Raw genomic sequence first — 16,744 nt, 5'->3', positions numbered from 1 at the left:
GGATACTTACAATTTTATTGATCGACATGTAGGAAAAACTGAAGCGGAGTTATTTGATAGAGTGTCTACAGGTAATACAAAAACAGCATCTACATTTACTGATAGAGCTACAGCAGAAGCTGTAACAAGTAAAGCCATTGATAGTAATCAATCGAAGATCCAGAGTTATTTATCTGGTAGCCAAAAAGGTTACTTAGAACTTGATTATCAATCTTCTGCTGCTATTGGTATTAGCGTTACTCGTGGTTCTACAAATGTTGTACCAACCACAAATGCCAGAATTATCATTGGAAGGGATCCTTCAATGCCAGAGGGATATAAAATCATTACAGGATATCCAACACCATGAATATTAAAGAGAAATATCCTTCCTTGTCATATTTGCTAAGATGCTACTTTAACCAAGATTTTGAAGTGCTCTTTGGCAACGCGGATGAAACATTAGCAGCTTATAAGGCTACCGAAACTGCGGAAGAGCGATTGCAGATGAAAGCTGAAATAGATTATCTGTTGGCACTTTCTCTGTCAGATGATGAATTACAAGACATTTTGCTTAACAAAATTGATTGTAATTATTATTACCCTAACGAATGGCCTTCATCTGAAGAATGGTTAAAGCATATATACAAACAAATGAACTGAAAGATCCCGGCCACCGAGCCGGGATTTTTACCTGTCAGCCGTCAAATCCACTTCCCGACAGGAGGGTTCTTAGCGGTGATCACCCCAATAAACTCAAGGATTTGCTGTTGCTTACGGCCCGTGAGCTTACAGGCCTTCTTCAGTGTCTGCATAATCTCCGGCTCTGGCGGCGGTGTGGGGTCGGGATCTTGTGCGGTCAGCACCAGCCAACCGGGCATCACGCGAACCTTCAGCGGTGTACCGGTTGTAAACCCCGCATCTTCCAGCCAGTTGCTTTTAAGTGTGGTTGTTGTGGTTGCTCTTTAACAGCGTTGGGGAAAGTGGCTTGCACCGCGCAGCGTTATCTCGGCGTTATCCATGGTTTTTTCCAGCTTGGCGGCATCAGCCCGACGGCGCGAAACCTGATTCGGGATCTCGCCTGGCGCGTCAGTTCATCGGATAAGCCGTAATCTGGCGTGTTTTAGTCATACTGTTGTTGGCTTTTTCACACAACTCGAACAGCGCAGGGATAAGGTGGGCCGAGGCTTTCAGGTAACCACTGACCTGCGCAATCCCTTCAGGGGGGAGTATCTCGCAATTCTCCAGACCTTCGCTCAGGCACAGTAAACCCTGGCACAACCCTTCGGCTGATTCGGACGCCAGCGCGCTGAGATCGTAGAGTTGTGCCTCGGCAAAGTGTCCTACGTCCAGCTCGGAAATCAGAGAACGAAATACGGTGATGGAATTAGCGGTGAATGCGGTGTTGTCGGTATCAGTCATGATGATCATTCCATTGTCAGTGAGTTGAAATCCCTTTTCCGGCCGGGAAGTTGCCGCTGCGAAGTCACTCTATCTTTGTTGAAGATTCAAAGAAATAACCTGTATGCATTTACAGTATTTTGTTGCGGAAGTTGGAAGGCAACTCGCAATTTTTGTCGAATGGAAGGACATATTCCCCATGTGAGCTGCAGCATGACGCTCTCTCACTTATTTGCCACTTGAACCATCAGGCCAGCGCATGCGCGCTGGCTTTTTTACCTCTGCAAACCTGCTAGTGCGCCATCGCTTCCGTCACTTCAACGTTTACAACATCATCATCGGTAAAGGGCATTTCCAGCGTTTGATAAAGCACTTCAAGCCGTTCACAAAGGATATAGGTCAACAGGTCTTTCGCCTGCGAATTATCCAGCGACACAATGGCATAAGATAACGCACGGCAGTGATCGACGATCTCTTCCAGTTCCAGCGGGGTATTATCGTAAAGATTAGGCATTGCGAGCCTCCGGTGCGGAGGTATTTGAAAAAGAAGTATTATAAAATTTCATTTTAGTACTCCAGCTGATAGTTGATTAACTACCTCCAGAGACGCTAATCCCGTGGTGGTAGCTCAAACAGCGTTAGCGTTCCGGCCAGTCTGGAGTCCGGTGCTTCGTAAGAAGCCACTGTCTGAGCCACCATAATTTGGGTGAGTGCAGACCGTACCATATTTACCCTATTTTCATAGAGTTGATGGCACCAAACTGGGACAGAACGCTAATTCTGACTGCGGATTTTGCCGCGGCGAGGAAACTTTATCTCTCTGCAAAATCGATGAAAATAGGCTGGATGAATTTACAGGGAGTTACTTTTAGATTTGGAAGGAAGATCGCTTTGTATACATGACAATAGCCGTGAAACGAAGATTGAGCTAAAGTCCCTACAATTCGAAATTTGTAAAAGTTACAGATAGAGTACAAGAGGATTAACTTGAAAACTTTAGATGAGTTCATAAGTGAAAAGGCAAACCCAGAATGGGTAATCTATATGAAACGCTTATCTGCTAATGATACAGGTGCTACAGGAGGTCACCAGGTTGGGATTTACATCCCAAAAATTACCAGAGATATACTTTTCCCCTCTATAAATAGATTTGATTGCGAGAACCCAAGTATACAATTATCTGCAAAAATAGTTTCGCATGATATCGAAAAACAAAGTGTTAAAGCAATTTATTATAATAGTAAATTGGCAAGAAAAAAGAAAAACGGCAGGAATGAATCAAGGATAACCTCATGGGGAGGGAAAGGAAGTCCTATCCAAGACGCGGAAAATACTGGTTCATTACTCGTTCTGGCATTTAGAAAGCAAACCGAACTTGCAGATTGCGTGTATCTGGAAGCATGGATTTGTCGTTCCTTAGAAGAAGAAGATTTAATAGAGACGATAACCGGTGAGGTTCTTCCGGGGACATCAATTTTTAGTCCTGGGGATAGTGTATTTGGTGGTGTAACTTCCATTCAGGAAAATAAAACAAATAAAAATTTCAAAATTCCTGAAGGTTGGGCCACGACATTTCCTTCTGGTAGTGAGATTATTTCTTACCTGCCTAATTTGTTTAAATTTAAATCAACGACGTCAGACTCTCTTATTCTGGAGAGAAGAAAGGCAGAGTTCTCTCTTTTCCTTCATATTGAAGAGTTTCATGTTTTACATAAAATAAAAGATGGGTTTAATAGTGTTAATGAATTCATCGCACTTGCTAATTCTGTTAGTAATCGCAGAAAATCCCGAGCGGGTAAGTCACTTGAGCTTCACCTTGAAGTTATCTTCAAAGACAATGAGTTGCTGAATTTTTCAACACAGTGTGTGACGGAAGGCAACAAAAAACCTGACTTCATATTCCCCTCAGGACAGGCGTATCATGATCCTGACTATCCCGAAGAAAAACTACGAATGCTTGCTGTGAAAACAACCTGTAAAGATCGATGGCGGCAGGCTATTAATGAGGCTGATAAAATAAAAATGGTACATTTATTTACTTTGCAAGAGGGCGTCTCAGTTAATCAGTTTAATGAAATGAAAGCGGCAGGGATTATCTTGGTTGTTCCAAAACCTCTTCATGAGAAATATCCTAAAGATATTAGAATGGAACTGGTTACTCTGGAAGACTTTATCGATGAAATTAAAGTGATTTATTGAGTATAATTGCTTGTTCACATTGCCAACTATGACAGTGTGAACATTCCATTTGTATCTATGTAAGATGTTTTCGCGGAGGTACACAACCATTCTTCAATTCTTTCAAGGATATTGTTGTGTGATAATTTTTTTCGCCCTTTTAAACTACACTCCCATATAATTAAAATCCGCCAGCCATTTTCTAAAATATTTTGAATAACCCGCTCATCATTTTTGACATTATTTTGAATTTTGTTAATCCAAAAATCAGTTCTGGTCGCAGGAACTTTGAAAAGATAGCAATTATGATGATGCCAAAAACAGCCGTGTACAAAAATAACAGCTTTATAGTCATCAACAACAAAATCTGGTTTCCCTGGCAAATCCTGGACTTGCTCCCTAAAAATGAAACCAGATTCTGATAGCAAACCTGCAACTTTTTTCTCAATAACTGTGCCACGATTCTTAATTGCTCGCATATTTTTGCTTCGCGTTTTTGAATCGTGGACATCAGCCATCGTATCTAAGCCGCCTTATCAGATTTCAGTTCAACAGCCTTCGCAATATACGGAGCGAGTAATTGTGCGACTGCTGCAAAGACTGGGACAACAACTGAGTTACCAAACTGTCGATATGCCTGCGTATCAGAGACTGGAATACGGAAAGATTCTTTTCCCGGCTGCTCGAAGCCCATAAGGCGTGCACATTCTCTCGGCGTCAGGCGACGGGGTCTGTTGATTTGATTCTCAGGATTATCAAATTCAGTTTCCCCCAATTCTTTGTCCCAGCCCCGGTCAATTAAGATTTCTGAGCCATCTTTGTGATAACGGGCAGAGAGCGTTCTTGCAACTACGGCCGGATTTTCTGGGTCAACTAATCCAAAACCAAAACCGTTCCCTTTGGCCTGATGCTTCTTGGCATAATTGTATAAATACTTCCAAAGAAGTGGGGTGAGAACGTACTTTTTATCGTATTCGGTCTGAAGGATATGCTTAAAGGTAATGCGCTCCTGAGGGAAAAATTGACTGATGTTTTTAAGAGTAAAATCTTTACTGATGTTCAGTGAACGGCGAAAACCTACCAGAACAATTCGTTCGCGATGTTGGGGAAGAAAATGTTTTCCATCAATGATTTTTGGATCGCCTGACCCCGTGATATCGGCATCGGCAACGTCATACCCGAGCTCATCAAGTGTTTCCATAATGACTTTAAACGTTTTTCCTTTGTCATGACTTTTAAGGTTTTTAACGTTCTCTAATACAAAAATAGAAGGTTGTTTGGCTACGATGATTCGGGCTACGTCAAAGAACAAAGTCCCTTGCGCTTCGCATTCGAAACCGTGGGCTTTGCCCAGAGAGTTCTTTTTTGATACTCCAGCAAGTGAGAATGGCTGGCATGGAAAACCTGCCAAAAGAACATCGTGATCAGGAATTTCTTTGTCGATGTTTTGGTAGGCTTCTTCAACATCGATTTCCTGATTATCGCTCAGCGTAATTTCTCTGATATCTGAGTTAAAAACGTGTTCATCAGGATCGCTGTACCAGTTTGCTTTATACGTGCGAACGGCATCTTTGTTCCATTCACTGGTGAATACACATTTACCACCAATGTCTTCGAACCCTTTGCGGATCCCGCCGATTCCTGCAAATAAATCGATAAAGCGGAATTTGTAGTCCGGATGGGATTTTGGTGGTTTTGGGAGCATGCTTTTTAGCGTAATGATTTCGCATTCGGTGAGTGAGCGCTGAGTTGCTTTTCCATTTAACCAACGGTTAAGGGATTCGCGCGACCAGTCGTTATTGTATTCGCGCAATGTTTCCGCAATGGCTTTCTGGTCATAGATTTCCAGCAAACGACGAACCAAAGCCTTATCGTTTTCTAGCTGGAGCCGCATGTCTTCTGCTGCTTTTTTGATTTGTTCTACAGTTGAAGCTTCAGATTCGGTCATTTAGATTGTGCCAATTTATGGGACGAATGAGTGACACTTTATCACTCGTTTGACCCAGAGGCAAAAAACAAATCTGTGTATCTGTACAGTAATTTTCCGGGCTGCCTTAATTTAGCAACCCGGAATGGACCTGTCTCTCAACAAGATGTAATTACTTTCCGGGATGTCTCGCAATTTTGGTATGTAAAATATGAAATTTGTGTCTTCTCCCCCCTCCTAAAAAATCCTCCCCATCTCCAGCTGCCCCATCAGTAACGCGTTATCACTGTAATCCACCGGTACGGCGACGACGGCGGGGCCTTGTACGTCCATGGCGGCGCGGAGTGTGCTTTCCAGCGTTTCGGCGGAGGTGACGGCAAAACCTTTGGCGCCGAAGGCATCGGCGTAGGCTTTGAAATCTATCGGGCCGAACTGGATGCCGGAGGTGCGGTGGTATTTTTTCTCTTCCTGGATGGCCACCATGTTGTACGCCTCATCAACCCAGATGATGTGCAGCAGGTTGACGCCCAGACGGACGGCGGTTTCCAGTTCCATGCTTGATTGCATAAAGCCACCGTCGCCGGAAACGGACACCACTTTGCGGCCCGGATCGACCAGCGCGGCACCGATAGCCCACGGTAATGCGACACCCATGGTTTGCTGGCCGTTGGAAATCAGCACCTGACGGGCGCGGAAACTGTAGAGGTAGCGGGCGATCCAGATATGGAAACTGCCCATGTCGACGCACAGAGTGACGTCGCTGTTGACGATGTCCTGCATCGCGCGCACCAGGCGCAGCGGGTGGATTGCAAACTGATTCAGGCTGCGGCCTTTCTGAGCCAGCAGCTCACGTTGCTGGCGGCGATCTTCGAGGATCTCGACAGATGACGCGCTCAGATCGATGCGCTGATGGATCTGTTCGGTCAGCAGATCCAGCGTGTCGGCGATGTCGCCCACCAGCTCGACGTCCGGCAGATAATCGCTGTCGGTTTCGGCGGGCATGACGTCGATATGCACCAGTTCGGCGTTGTCGTTACTCCACTGCGCCGGTTCGTACTCGACCGGGCTGTAACCGATGGTGATCACCAGATCGGCATTACGCAGCAGGCGGTCACCGGCCTGATTGTTGAACAAACCGACGCGCCCGGCGAAGCGGTGGAAGGAAGCCTGATCAATAACGCCCGCCGCCTGATAAGTGCTGGTTACCGGCAGATCGCTTTTATGCAGCAGACGGCGGATCGCTTCGGCGTTACGCGGCTGGCTGGCCATCAGGCCGAGCAGCAGCACCGGATTTTTAGCCTGTCGCAGCAGGCGCGCCACTTGCATGATCGCATCGTGCGGCGCGCTGCCGAGCACCGGTGCCTGCGAGGTCAGCAGTTTGCCGCTGGCCGGTTCGTTGACGATATCCATCGGCAGGCTGATAAATGCTGCGCCGGGGCGGCCAAACTCGGCGGCGCGAAAGCCGTTCGCCAGCACTTCGGCCAGCGCGGAAGGGGAGGTGACTTCAGCGGAATACTTCGTCACCGGGCGAAACATCGCGACGGTGTCCATGGTCTGGTGCACCTGTTTGACGTGGTCGGCGCGTTTTACCGCACCGCCCAGCGCAACCAGCGGATCGCCTTCGGAGGTCGCGGTGGCGACGCCGGTGATAAGGTTCGAGCAGCCGGGACCGGAGGTGACCAGCGCGACGCCCGCTTTACCGGTCAGGCGGCCAACCGCGCCGGCCATAAAGGCGGCGTTGGCTTCGTGACGGACCGGGATCAGCGTAATGCTGGAATCGAGCAGAGAGTCAAAGACGCGATCGATTTTTGCGCCGGGAATGCCGAATACGTGTTTTACACCCTGGGCTTCAAGCTGCGCGACCACCAGATCCGCACCGCATTTCCACTCGGTTTTACTGTCTGAATTTTTCATGGTGTCACTCCTTCGATGTGGCGGTGATTAACTTTCAACGGACTGGATGGCGTCGTTCAAATCATCCGGGCATAAATTGGCGTGCAGGAAATCGCTGTCCTGCGGGAAGTCGATCAGCAATTTTTCAACGGTGCCGAAGGTCAGCGTGCCGCTCTCCACCTGATAATCCAGCACGTGGCCGCCGCTGCTGCGTTCCTGATTAATAAAGTGTTCGTGGTATCCGGCGACGTTGATGCCCTGCATATAAGCAGGGGTCAGAAACCCAATCAGCACGCCCTGGCTGTGTTCGATATGGTATGTCGGCTGGGCTTCGATGGCTTCGAGCATCGGTTTATAAGGCCGGTGCTGTTCCGGCACGGTGCGCGTCTCGACCCGGCTGAATCTCCCGTCAATGCGCAGCGCGCAGAAGGTGTTCTGGCTGGCGACAACCTCGTCGATCACGTGATGGATCTGCTCGCGGCTGTGCGGACGTTCGATGTGGTATTCATGGGTGGGATTAAAGAATGTCATGACGGCGAACGGCGTTTTTTGTTCCGGGCTGGCGCGTCGTGCGCTGCCGTCGCCGCGCAGCTGGAAGATGTTGCTGTTAAAGGCGATCAGCTCACCGTCGAGATGGTTGAAGGTGCCGAGGCCAAAATCGCCATGCCGGAGCAGGTCGGCCATCGTCGTCTCGCCCTCATAAACGCCGCTGAGCAGGGCGCTCATCAGTGATGACTGATACAACACGCGGTCAGGATGTTGTTGCTTAAACGCCGTGGCCGTGCGGGCGATATCGGCGACGCAGGAACAGGAATCGGAATGGTTTTTCATGCAGAGCTCCGGATGGAATGATTAACTTAGCTAACTAAAGGTTGACGCCATTCCACCCTGAGTTCCAATATGAGGAGGTGTTCACTTTGAGACGTTTTTGATATGGAACTGCGTCATCTGCGCTATTTTGTGGCGGTGGCAGAGACGGGGCACTTCACCCGTGCTGCTGAACAACTGGGCATCTCCCAGCCTCCTCTGAGCCAGCAAATCCAGCGGCTCGAACATGAAATCGGTACCCCTTTACTGAAACGCCTGACCCGTGGCGTTGAGCTGACCGAAGCCGGAAAAGTGCTGTACGACGAGGCGCTGAATATCATCAAACTGACCGATGCTGCACTTGAGCGCACGCGCTCGGTGGCCCGTGGCATGAGCGGCACGCTGCGCATCGGTTTTGCGACTTCGACTGCGTTTAATCCGCAGGTTTTTTCGCTCTTACATCGCTTTCGGGATAAATATCCGGGCATGGTGATGGAGCCGCAGGAAAAAGACATGGCAGGGCTGATGACCGCGCTGGGCGAGGGCGCGCTCGACGTGGCCTTTATTCGTCTGCCCTGCGAACGCAGCAAAGCGTTCAGTTTTAAGGTTCTGGATATTGAAGAGATGATGGTGGCACTGCCGAAAACGCATCCGCTCAGCCAGGGGAAGGACGTCCGGCTGGCGGCATTGCGTCACGACGCGCTGATCACTTTTCCACGGGATTTATCGCCGGGGTTGTACGATGCGGTGACGACGGCCTGTGAAGAAGCGGGTTTTTCGCCGCGCTATGGTCAGCAGTGTCCGCAAATCACGTCATCGCTGAGTATGGTGGCGACAGGATTTGGTTACGCGCTGGTGCCGGCGTCGCTCGGTAAAATTGATGAGAATAATGTGCGCTGTCTGCCCATTGCCGGGCAGACATTGACGACGCAGATAGCGCTGGCGTGGCGCAGAACGGACAACTGCAAGGCCGCGCTGCATCTGGTGGGGTTGTTATAACTACACCACAATAATCACAGACACCCGACGGTTCTGCGCGCGTCCTTCCTGGGTTTTATTGCTGGCAACCGGCTGGCTCTGGCCTAATCCGCGCGTGTGAATATTGGCGCGTGGCATGCCGGCCTGAGCAAAGGCCGCGGCGACGGTGTTGGCGCGGCGCAGTGACAGATCGTTGTTGTAGCCGACATCACCGTAGTTGTCGGTGTGGCCGTCGAGATTCACTTTCATCAGGCCAACATGCAGCAAATCGCTGGCAAGTTTTTCGACCGTTTTTTCACTTTCCGGTGAAAGCGTCGCCTGATTGTTACCAAACAGCACTTTCGCATCCAGACCCAGTTCCCAGCCTGCGGCCGTCTGCGTGAAGCCATTTTTTTGCAAAACAGCGATCTGTTCCGCAGTGAGTCCGGCGGGTTTGGTCTGGCAGGCGGCCAGCAGCAAAATGCACAGTCCCATCGCGGCGAACTGATACCAGGTTTTCAATGTGTGATACGCGTGCATGGTGGTGTTAACTCCTTTTAGTCTTTCGTCACGACGGTCAGCGGCATGCCTGTTGAAACATGCCAGCAGCTGCCTGATATTTTTTTCGAGCGGTACATCGCTTCATCGGCTTTTTCCAGTAACTCTTTAGCGCTGTGTGCCTGTGAAGGTGACAGCGCGATACCAATACTCAGCGAAACATCCAGCGTCTTGTTGTTGAGCAATATCACCGGCGTTTTCATGGTATCGACAATGCGTTCGGCAAAGGCCACCGATTCGGCGGTAGAGTTCATCGGGTCAAGCAGAATGGCAAACTCATCGCCACCCAGGCGCGCCAGCACATCGCCTTCGCGCAGGGTCTTCGACAGACGTTCGCCAATCACCATCAGCACCCGATCCCCTGCCGCGTGGCCGAGTGAATCGTTGATCTCTTTGAAGTTATCGACATCAATAAACAGCAGTGCCAGAGACAGCGGCGGGCGCATCGGATTGAAGCACTGATTAAGGGTATCAATAAAGAACGCGCGATTATGCAGACCGGTCAGGCCGTCGTGCAACGCTTTTTTGGTCAGGGATACGTTCTCGTTTTTCATGTGATTTTCCCAGGCTTCCAGCTCCGTCAGCAGGCTGTTGAAGTCCTGACTCAGCGTATGCAGTTCGGCAACCGGCGCGGAAGGGACGCGCAGATTAAAGGAGCGGTTAGCGCTCACTTCGTGGGTAACCCGCGTGATATGGCCGAGTGCGTCCACGATGCCTTTTTGCATCCGCCGCGAGAAATAGAGCGCAACCAGCGCCGTCAGAACCAGGCAGCCAATCAGGCTGAGCACTGTCTCCAGCAGGAAGCCGAGCAGGCTGGTGCCGTTGCCGGTAAGCCAGACGGTGCCGATCACCGAGCCGGAATGAATGACCGGCAGCGTCACCGGATCCGGGAAAGCAAGATGTCCGATGAACTGCCCCAGTTTGTCCCAGTTCCCTTCCGTCGGGCGTTGCCATTCGGCGAAGGTATTGCCCGCCGGGGTCAGGATTTTCGCCTGCGAGAAATCTCCCCGGTCAGCAATGAAAATCAGCGAATCATGGGCGGCAGAGGCATCGTTAAACACCAGCGCGGCTTCTGTGGTGTAGCTGATCGCACGCGCGGTCAGCTGCAGATTACTTTCCGCATGTGAGCGCAGGGCAATCAGCGCCAGTAAAGTCAGTAAAAAGCCCGCCAGGCCGATCGCCGTCAAAATCACAATAACGTGGATGCGGTTGAGCGCAGCGCCCAGGGTTTTACGCGGGCGCGGCTGTTCAACCTCAGGAACAGGAATAGTTTTATTCTTCATCGTTACTCCTTTTCCCTGGCAAGTTGTAATACGGCGGGATTTACCCGCACGCCGCTGCGTGACAGCGTATCCAGGTTCAATTTAAACCCGGTATGTTGAGGGGTGATCACCAGACAAAAGGCATTGAGTAATGCACAGCCGTCATCCTGCTCACTGATGGTCAGTACCGCGTGGCCTGTGAGTCGCTGGTTTAAATCTGCCTGCTGTTCCGGCGAGGTGTAGCCGGAGTAAATGGCGTCACACTGCGTCGCCAGCATCGGGCTGTCGAAAGGGTAAGTCATCACGTTGAGCGGTCTGCCGGAGAAAGCACTGCCATCGGGCGTTAACTGCGCCGCAAATTTTACCGGGGGAATGATGCAAAGCCGCAACGCAGTTGAAGAGGCGTCACCGGCGGGCCAGCGCGAATAGCTGAGGATCCCGTTAACGGTCTGGGCGACGCTCGCCGCCTGCGCCACGCCATCATGTGTTTCTGCCACGCTTTGCGTCAGCGGGGCGAGAGTGAGAAAAATGAGCATGGCAAAGCCGTACATCGCCTTGAATAACCGGCGGTTATGCGTCTTCACTGACAGGCAAAAAGAATGTCGGGCTTTGTCCATGGGCTCGCTCTGCGATTCATCCGGTTAAAATTGTTTCACCGGCGTAAGAATAACTTTATCGGCAATACTTCTGAAAGCGTCAGTAAAAAATTTATCTGCCCGTAAACCGGCACAATTGTGCTGATTTGTTGACATGGAGGCAGACACAACAGGGAATACTGAAGAAGTCTTAATGTAATTCGTTTTCGTATTGTTTATTTATTGAACATATATTTTGCCTGGCTGAGCCGTTAAATAATCCAACTTGTTTGTATTTCAACCGTTAATTAAATAATAGTCACGGCGATAACAAATAATTCGTTAAGAATAATGTTATCAGCCTCTCCTTTTGATGAAATTAAATTGGAGAAAATGTTAATGGTTTGGAATTTAAAGGAATATTAGGCGGCTATTTTAGGATATTCGTGACCATGATCTCAAAGCCATGCAGTTACCCAGATTTTTATGCTGCGGATAGGTATCATGCCCGCATTAATGGTATGTTTTATCCGTCAGGATGGTTTTTTTGATGACGGGTGCAGTGAAAAAAACATCAACCATTCTGGGGAAAACGAATTACTTTATAAATAAGCATTGAGGGATTATGGATAACACAACTATTGGAACGCTGTCTAAAGAGTCAGTCAGTTCCTGGCGTAAAACCGATACCATGTGGATGTTGGGTCTGTACGGAACAGCAATTGGAGCAGGTGTACTTTTCTTACCGATTAATGCCGGTATTGGCGGATTAATACCGTTAATTATTATGGCTATCCTGGCATTTCCAATGACGTTTTTCGCTCACCGCGGATTAACCCGATTTGTTTTATCAGGGAAAAATGCCGGTGAAGATATTACCGAAGTGGTAGAAGAGCATTTTGGTATTTCCGCCGGTAAGTTAATTACGCTGCTTTATTTCTTCGCGATTTACCCGATCCTGTTGGTTTATAGCGTTGCTATCACCAATACCGTTGAGAGCTTTATTACTCATCAGATGCATCTGACAGCACCTCCGCGCGCATTATTGTCGCTGGTATTGTTGTTAGGCTTAATGACGCTGGTGCATTTTGGTCAGGATCTGATCGTCAAAGCGATGAGCATTTTAGTCTTCCCGTTCGTTGCGGTATTAATGGCGCTGGCGCTGTACCTGATCCCAAACTGGAACACCACAGTCTTTGAGAATGTCTCCCTGTCCGGTAACGGCGTAGGGCACGGCATGCTGATGACCCTGTGGCTGGTTATTCCGGTGATGGTGTTCTCCTTCAACCACTCGCCAATTATCTCTTCCTTTGCGGTCGCAAAACGTAAAGAGTACGGCGACGACGCTGAGAAAAAATGCTCACGCATTCTGGCATTTAGCCACATCATGATGGTGCTGACGGTGATGTTCTTCGTCTTCAGCTGCGTCCTGAGCCTCTCTCCGGCAGACCTGATGGAAGCCAAAGCGCAGAACGTTTCTATTCTGTCGTATTTAGCCAACCATTTCTCTAACCCGGTGATTGAATATATCGCTCCATTTATTGCCTTTATTGCAATTACCAAATCTTTCCTCGGCCATTATCTGGGGGCACGTGAAGGTTTTAACGGCATGGTGATTAAATCACTGCGCAGCAAAGGGAAAACAATTCCATTACCTAAGCTCAACCGTTATACCGGCATCTTCATGTTAGTCACGGCTTGGGCGGTTGCCACGCTCAACCCAAGTATTCTGGGTATGATTGAAACCCTCGGCGGCCCGATTATTGCGATGTTATTATTCCTGATGCCTATGTATGCCATTCGTAAAGTCCCGGCAATGAGAAAATACAGCGGCCACATCAGTAATGTTTTCGTGGTAATTATGGGTCTGATTGCTATGTCAGCCATTGTATTTAGCCTGATTGGTTAATCATTAAAACCGAAATAAAGTGAGCGGGAATATTCCCGCTCGCTGTTTCCTGCACCTCTTTTCCTGTTATTTCCCGTAATCCTATTCAGACATGGAGTCCACCGTGATCAGCGTCTTCGATATTTTCAAAATTGGTATTGGTCCTTCCAGTTCGCATACTGTTGGCCCGATGAAAGCCGGGAAAATATTCACTGATGAACTTATTTCTTTAGGTCATCTCGCACAGACCACCCGCGTGGTGGTAGATGTTTACGGGTCTTTATCTTTGACTGGTAAAGGTCACCACACCGATCTGGCCATCATTATGGGGCTGGCCGGAAATATGCCGGATGACGTTGATATTGATGCGATTCCTGGGTTTATTCGTCAGGTTGAAGCCACCGGACGTCTGATGCTCGGCAAGGGCGCCAAAGAGGTCGATTTCCCGGCGAATTCAGGCATGAATTTCCACACCGGTAATCTGCCGCTGCATGAAAACGGCATGTCCATCAGCGCCTTTAACGGCGATGATCTGCTGTACACACAAACGTATTACTCCATTGGCGGCGGCTTTATCGTCGAAGCCAGCAAATTCGGGCTACAGGATGAAAACCCTGTCGTGCGTCCGTATCCGTTCCGCTCGGCCAGTGATTTGCAAAAACACTGCACCGACACCGGCCTGTCGCTCTCCGCGCTGATGCTGCAAAACGAACTGGCGGGCCATTCGCGCGTGGAAATCAGCGAACATTTTGCGGCGATCTGGAATGTCATGAGCGAAGGCATTACCCGCGGAATTCACACCGAAGGGCTGCTGCCGGGGCCGATGAAAATCAACCGCCGCGCCGCCGCACTGCGCCGCATACTGGTGACGCAGGACAAAAATAATGTCGACCCGATGGGCGTGGTGGACTGGATCAATATGTACGCGATGGCGGTGAACGAAGAAAATGCCGCCGGTGGCCGCGTGGTCACTGCACCCACTAACGGCGCGTGCGGCATCATTCCGGCGGTGCTGACCTATTACGATCAGTTTATCCGCCCGATCAGCCCTGATTCTTACAGCCGTTTCTTCCTCGCGTCAGGCGCGGTCGGCATTCTGTTTAAGATGAATGCGTCGATTTCCGGTGCAGAAGTCGGTTGTCAGGGCGAGGTCGGCGTGGCCTGTTCCATGGCGGCAGCGGGTCTGACCGAGTTGCTGGGCGGCAGCACCGCGCAGGTATTTATGGCGGCAGAAATCGCGATGGAGCACCACCTCGGGCTGACCTGCGATCCGCTGGCCGGACAGGTTCAGGTGCCGTGCATCGAACGTAATGCCATCTCTGCGGTGAAAGCGGTCAACGCATCGCGTATGGCACTGCGCCGCACCAGCGAGCCGCGCGTGTGTCTCGATAAAGTCATCGAAACCATGTACGAAACCGGTAAGGACATGAACTCAAAATACCGTGAAACGTCTACCGGTGGTCTGGCGATAAAAGTCCTGGCTTGTAACTGATCTCTTTCCTTCATATTTCCTAAAAGGCGGGAAACCGCCTTTCTCGTCTCCTTCCCGATTTTCCTCCTGTGCTATGTTTTGGTTATCAAAAAATTTATGTAGTCCCTCAAAACACCTGGAAAACAGTTAAAAGGAAACGTCCGGCATGTCTAAATTTTTCATGAATGACCGCAAGACTCTGATTAACGATGTTATCGAAGGGGTGATCCTGACCTCTCCCTACAAAAATCTGGCAAAACTGGACATCGATCCGGCCATTCGCGTCGTTGTGCGGCGCGACTGGGATAAGAAAAAAGTTGCGCTGATCTCCGGCGGTGGCTCGGGCCACGAACCAGCGCACGTCGGGTTTATCGGCAAAGGGATGCTGACCGCGGCGGTATGCGGCGAAGTGTTCGCCTCGCCGAGCGTCGATGCGGTGCTGAACGCAATTGTGGCGGTCACCGGCAAAGCGGGCTGTCTGTTGATCGTCAAAAACTACACCGGCGACCGTCTGAATTTCGGTCTGGCCGCCGAGAAAGCCAAAGGCATGGGCTATAACGTCGAGCTGGTGATGGTGTCTGACGACATTTCCCTGCCGGACAACAAGCAGCCACGCGGCATCGCCGGTACAGCACTGGTGCACAAAATTGCCGGTTACGCGGCAGAGCAGGGAAAATCTCTGAAAGATGTCACTAAAATCGCCCAGCAGGCGATTGATGCCACCGCCAGCATCGGTGTGGCGGCGGCCGGTTGCAGCCTGCCGGGTGGCGGAGAAGATGAAGAAGAACAACGTATCGAATCAGGCCACGTTGAGCTGGGTTTAGGCATTCACGGCGAGCCGGGTGTGTCGAAGATGAAGACCCAGAACAGCAAAAAAATCGTCGATACGCTGGTCGAAAAGCTCCAGCCGCATGTGAAGAAAAGCGACAAGCTGGCGGTACTGATCAACAACCTCGGCGGCGTTTCTCCGCTGGAGATGAGTCAGATCACCAAAGAAGTGGTGCATTCCGCGCTCGGCGGGTCGATCCGTTATCTGATTGGCCCGGCTTCGCTGGTCAGTGCGCTGGATATGAAAGGGTTCTCGCTCTCGGTGATTGCGCTCAAAGGCGGCATTGAAGAAGCCCTGCTGGCAGAAGTGGAGGCGTCCGGCTGGCAGCCGCTGGTGAAGCTGGAAAAACTGGCGACCAAAAAAGGCAAGAAAATCAGCGATAAGAAAACGGTAAAAGCGTCTTCTAATGCGCAGGTCAGTAAGATCGTGGAAACCATTACCCAGACGCTTTCCGATCTCGAAGATGAACTGAACAAACTCGACGCCAAAGTCGGTGACGGCGATACCGGTTCGACGTTTGCCACCGGTGCCCGCGATATCCAGAAACAGAACAAAGCGAAAAAACTGCCGCTGAACAATGTGGCGGATCTGCTCGGGGTAGTGGGCGATCGTCTTGCCGTCGTGATGGGCGGATCCAGCGGCGTGCTGATGTCGATCTTCTTTACCGCTGCCGGTAAAAAAGTGGAAGAGGGCGAAAAATTACCGAAAGCCTTACTGTTCGGGCTGGAGCGTATGAAGCATTACGGTGGTGCCGATCTCGGCGATCGCACCATGATCGACGCCCTGCAACCGGCGCTGGAAGCGCTGGGCAAGAAAGATGCCCTGAAAGGCGCGGCCAAAGCGGCGGCCAAAGGCGCGAAAGATACCGCCAGCATGAAGAAGGCCAACGCCGGCCGTTCTTCTTATCTGAGCAGTGACAGCCTGAAAGGGGTGAAAGATCCGGGCGCGGTGGCTGTCGAGAAAGTGTTTGAGGCGCTGGCGAAGAAATAAGTTTGCCTGCGTAAATGAAAAAGGCCTGC

Annotated in this window: 16 protein-coding genes and 2 pseudogenes; 8 read left to right on the top strand and 10 right to left on the bottom strand. The window is 50.3% G+C overall.

What is annotated here, in order from left to right; genetic code table 11:
• The first annotated feature begins 16 nt into the window (after window positions 1–16).
• Both ACO0U8_RS08225 and ACO0U8_RS08220 read left to right on the top strand, forming a co-directional pair.
• The gene (locus ACO0U8_RS08225) at window positions 17–349 is read left to right on the top strand and encodes an RNase A-like domain-containing protein (protein WP_217204526.1); all 333 of its coding nucleotides are present in this window, start codon (window positions 17–19) and stop codon (window positions 347–349) included.
• Window positions 346–642 carry a contact-dependent growth inhibition system immunity protein gene (locus tag ACO0U8_RS08220; protein ID WP_238485214.1) on the top strand — a complete coding sequence of 99 codons (297 nt, stop codon included), beginning with the start codon at window positions 346–348 and terminating at the stop codon, window positions 640–642. Before ACO0U8_RS08225 ends, ACO0U8_RS08220 begins: the two co-directional genes overlap by 4 nt.
• A gap of 41 nt (window positions 643–683) precedes the next feature.
• On the opposite strand, the pseudogene ACO0U8_RS08215 reads toward ACO0U8_RS08220, so the two are convergent.
• Window positions 684–923 (bottom strand): annotated as a pseudogene (locus ACO0U8_RS08215) (SymE family type I addiction module toxin); the annotation flags it as partial.
• A gap of 39 nt (window positions 924–962) precedes the next feature.
• On the opposite strand from ACO0U8_RS08215, the pseudogene ACO0U8_RS08210 reads away from it, so the two are divergent.
• Window positions 963–1,091, top strand: a pseudogene (locus ACO0U8_RS08210) (alpha/beta hydrolase); the annotation flags it as partial.
• On the opposite strand, the gene ACO0U8_RS08205 reads toward ACO0U8_RS08210, so the two are convergent.
• Both ACO0U8_RS08205 and ACO0U8_RS08200 read right to left on the bottom strand, forming a co-directional pair.
• Window positions 1,069–1,401, bottom strand: coding sequence for a hypothetical protein (locus ACO0U8_RS08205; protein WP_421670594.1), 333 nt, complete (start codon window positions 1,399–1,401; stop codon window positions 1,069–1,071). The pseudogene ACO0U8_RS08210 and the gene ACO0U8_RS08205 overlap by 23 nt on opposite strands.
• 271 nt (window positions 1,402–1,672) lie before the next feature.
• Window positions 1,673–1,894, bottom strand: coding sequence for a hypothetical protein (locus ACO0U8_RS08200; protein ID WP_421670593.1), 222 nt, complete (start codon window positions 1,892–1,894; stop codon window positions 1,673–1,675).
• A gap of 473 nt (window positions 1,895–2,367) precedes the next feature.
• Between ACO0U8_RS08200 and ACO0U8_RS08195 the strand changes: the two genes are divergently transcribed.
• Window positions 2,368–3,579, top strand: a complete 1,212-nt coding sequence (locus tag ACO0U8_RS08195; protein ID WP_421670592.1) for a type II restriction endonuclease — start codon at window positions 2,368–2,370, stop codon at window positions 3,577–3,579.
• Window positions 3,580–3,605: 26 nt separating this feature from the next.
• Here ACO0U8_RS08195 and ACO0U8_RS08190 read toward each other — a convergent pair whose 3' ends face one another.
• The 4 genes from ACO0U8_RS08190 to budA all read right to left on the bottom strand — a co-directional run bounded on the left by ACO0U8_RS08190 (window position 3,606) and on the right by budA (window position 8,209).
• Window positions 3,606–4,076: a very short patch repair endonuclease gene (locus tag ACO0U8_RS08190; protein ID WP_421670591.1), complete on the bottom strand. Its 471-nt coding sequence runs from the start codon at window positions 4,074–4,076 to the stop codon at window positions 3,606–3,608.
• Window positions 4,077–4,081: 5 nt separating this feature from the next.
• Window positions 4,082–5,506, bottom strand: a complete 1,425-nt coding sequence (locus ACO0U8_RS08185; RefSeq protein ID WP_390974180.1) for a DNA cytosine methyltransferase — start codon at window positions 5,504–5,506, stop codon at window positions 4,082–4,084.
• Window positions 5,507–5,722: 216 nt separating this feature from the next.
• Window positions 5,723–7,399, bottom strand: coding sequence for an acetolactate synthase AlsS (gene alsS, locus ACO0U8_RS08180; protein WP_183848487.1), 1,677 nt, complete (start codon window positions 7,397–7,399; stop codon window positions 5,723–5,725).
• A gap of 27 nt (window positions 7,400–7,426) precedes the next feature.
• Window positions 7,427–8,209 carry an acetolactate decarboxylase gene (gene budA, locus ACO0U8_RS08175; protein WP_136374779.1) on the bottom strand — a complete coding sequence of 261 codons (783 nt, stop codon included), beginning with the start codon at window positions 8,207–8,209 and terminating at the stop codon, window positions 7,427–7,429.
• Between the two features lie 102 nt (window positions 8,210–8,311).
• Here budA and ACO0U8_RS08170 point away from each other — a divergent pair, with 102 nt between their 5' ends.
• The gene (locus tag ACO0U8_RS08170) at window positions 8,312–9,184 is read left to right on the top strand and encodes a LysR family transcriptional regulator (protein WP_122094288.1); all 873 of its coding nucleotides are present in this window, start codon (window positions 8,312–8,314) and stop codon (window positions 9,182–9,184) included.
• On the opposite strand, the gene ACO0U8_RS08165 is transcribed toward ACO0U8_RS08170, so the two are convergent.
• From ACO0U8_RS08165 to ACO0U8_RS08155, 3 genes are read right to left on the bottom strand one after another with little or no spacing between them, the layout of a single operon-like run.
• Entirely contained in the window at window positions 9,185–9,682 is a 498-nt protein-coding gene (locus ACO0U8_RS08165) for an OmpA family protein (protein ID WP_056776593.1), read from the bottom strand.
• Between the two features lie 17 nt (window positions 9,683–9,699).
• Entirely contained in the window at window positions 9,700–10,983 is a 1,284-nt protein-coding gene (locus tag ACO0U8_RS08160; protein ID WP_056776596.1) for a diguanylate cyclase domain-containing protein, read from the bottom strand.
• Between the two features lie 2 nt (window positions 10,984–10,985).
• A complete protein-coding gene (locus ACO0U8_RS08155; RefSeq protein WP_421670590.1) occupies window positions 10,986–11,579 on the bottom strand; it encodes a YfiR family protein in 594 nt (197 codons plus the stop codon).
• A gap of 583 nt (window positions 11,580–12,162) precedes the next feature.
• On the opposite strand from ACO0U8_RS08155, the gene ACO0U8_RS08150 reads away from it, so the two are divergent.
• From ACO0U8_RS08150 to ACO0U8_RS08140, 3 genes are all read left to right on the top strand, one after another.
• A complete protein-coding gene (locus tag ACO0U8_RS08150; RefSeq protein WP_056776603.1) occupies window positions 12,163–13,446 on the top strand; it encodes an HAAAP family serine/threonine permease in 1,284 nt (427 codons plus the stop codon).
• A 103-nt stretch (window positions 13,447–13,549) separates the two neighbouring features.
• Window positions 13,550–14,917 (top strand): L-serine ammonia-lyase, encoded by a 1,368-nt coding sequence (locus ACO0U8_RS08145; protein ID WP_122094284.1) that lies wholly within the window; start codon window positions 13,550–13,552, stop codon window positions 14,915–14,917.
• Between the two features lie 145 nt (window positions 14,918–15,062).
• The gene (locus ACO0U8_RS08140; protein ID WP_122094282.1) at window positions 15,063–16,715 is read left to right on the top strand and encodes a dihydroxyacetone kinase subunit DhaK; all 1,653 of its coding nucleotides are present in this window, start codon (window positions 15,063–15,065) and stop codon (window positions 16,713–16,715) included.
• Window positions 16,716–16,744 lie beyond the last annotated feature (29 nt).

Source organism: Rahnella sp. EDr1-12 (assembly GCF_049206505.1).
Taxonomy (GTDB): domain Bacteria; phylum Pseudomonadota; class Gammaproteobacteria; order Enterobacterales; family Enterobacteriaceae; genus Rahnella; species Rahnella rivi.
This window is presented reverse-complemented; position numbering and strand designations above follow the sequence as displayed.

What these genes read in the sequence shown, in the direction of transcription:
- ACO0U8_RS08140 (WP_122094282.1), top strand. Translation starts at nt 15,063, where the DNA reads ATGTCTAAATTTTTCATGAATGACCGCAAGACTCTGATTAACGATGTT.
- ACO0U8_RS08165 (WP_056776593.1), bottom strand. Translation starts at nt 9,682, where the DNA reads ATGCACGCGTATCACACATTGAAAACCTGGTATCAGTTCGCCGCGATG.
- ACO0U8_RS08185 (WP_390974180.1), bottom strand. Translation starts at nt 5,506, where the DNA reads ATGACCGAATCTGAAGCTTCAACTGTAGAACAAATCAAAAAAGCAGCA.
- ACO0U8_RS08160 (WP_056776596.1), bottom strand. Translation starts at nt 10,983, where the DNA reads ATGAAGAATAAAACTATTCCTGTTCCTGAGGTTGAACAGCCGCGCCCG.
- ACO0U8_RS08170 (WP_122094288.1), top strand. Translation starts at nt 8,312, where the DNA reads ATGGAACTGCGTCATCTGCGCTATTTTGTGGCGGTGGCAGAGACGGGG.
- ACO0U8_RS08220 (WP_238485214.1), top strand. Translation starts at nt 346, where the DNA reads ATGAATATTAAAGAGAAATATCCTTCCTTGTCATATTTGCTAAGATGC.
- ACO0U8_RS08200 (WP_421670593.1), bottom strand. Translation starts at nt 1,894, where the DNA reads ATGCCTAATCTTTACGATAATACCCCGCTGGAACTGGAAGAGATCGTC.
- ACO0U8_RS08150 (WP_056776603.1), top strand. Translation starts at nt 12,163, where the DNA reads ATGGATAACACAACTATTGGAACGCTGTCTAAAGAGTCAGTCAGTTCC.
- alsS (WP_183848487.1), bottom strand. Translation starts at nt 7,399, where the DNA reads ATGAAAAATTCAGACAGTAAAACCGAGTGGAAATGCGGTGCGGATCTG.
- budA (WP_136374779.1), bottom strand. Translation starts at nt 8,209, where the DNA reads ATGAAAAACCATTCCGATTCCTGTTCCTGCGTCGCCGATATCGCCCGC.
- ACO0U8_RS08190 (WP_421670591.1), bottom strand. Translation starts at nt 4,076, where the DNA reads ATGGCTGATGTCCACGATTCAAAAACGCGAAGCAAAAATATGCGAGCA.
- ACO0U8_RS08155 (WP_421670590.1), bottom strand. Translation starts at nt 11,579, where the DNA reads ATGGACAAAGCCCGACATTCTTTTTGCCTGTCAGTGAAGACGCATAAC.
- ACO0U8_RS08205 (WP_421670594.1), bottom strand. Translation starts at nt 1,401, where the DNA reads ATGACTGATACCGACAACACCGCATTCACCGCTAATTCCATCACCGTA.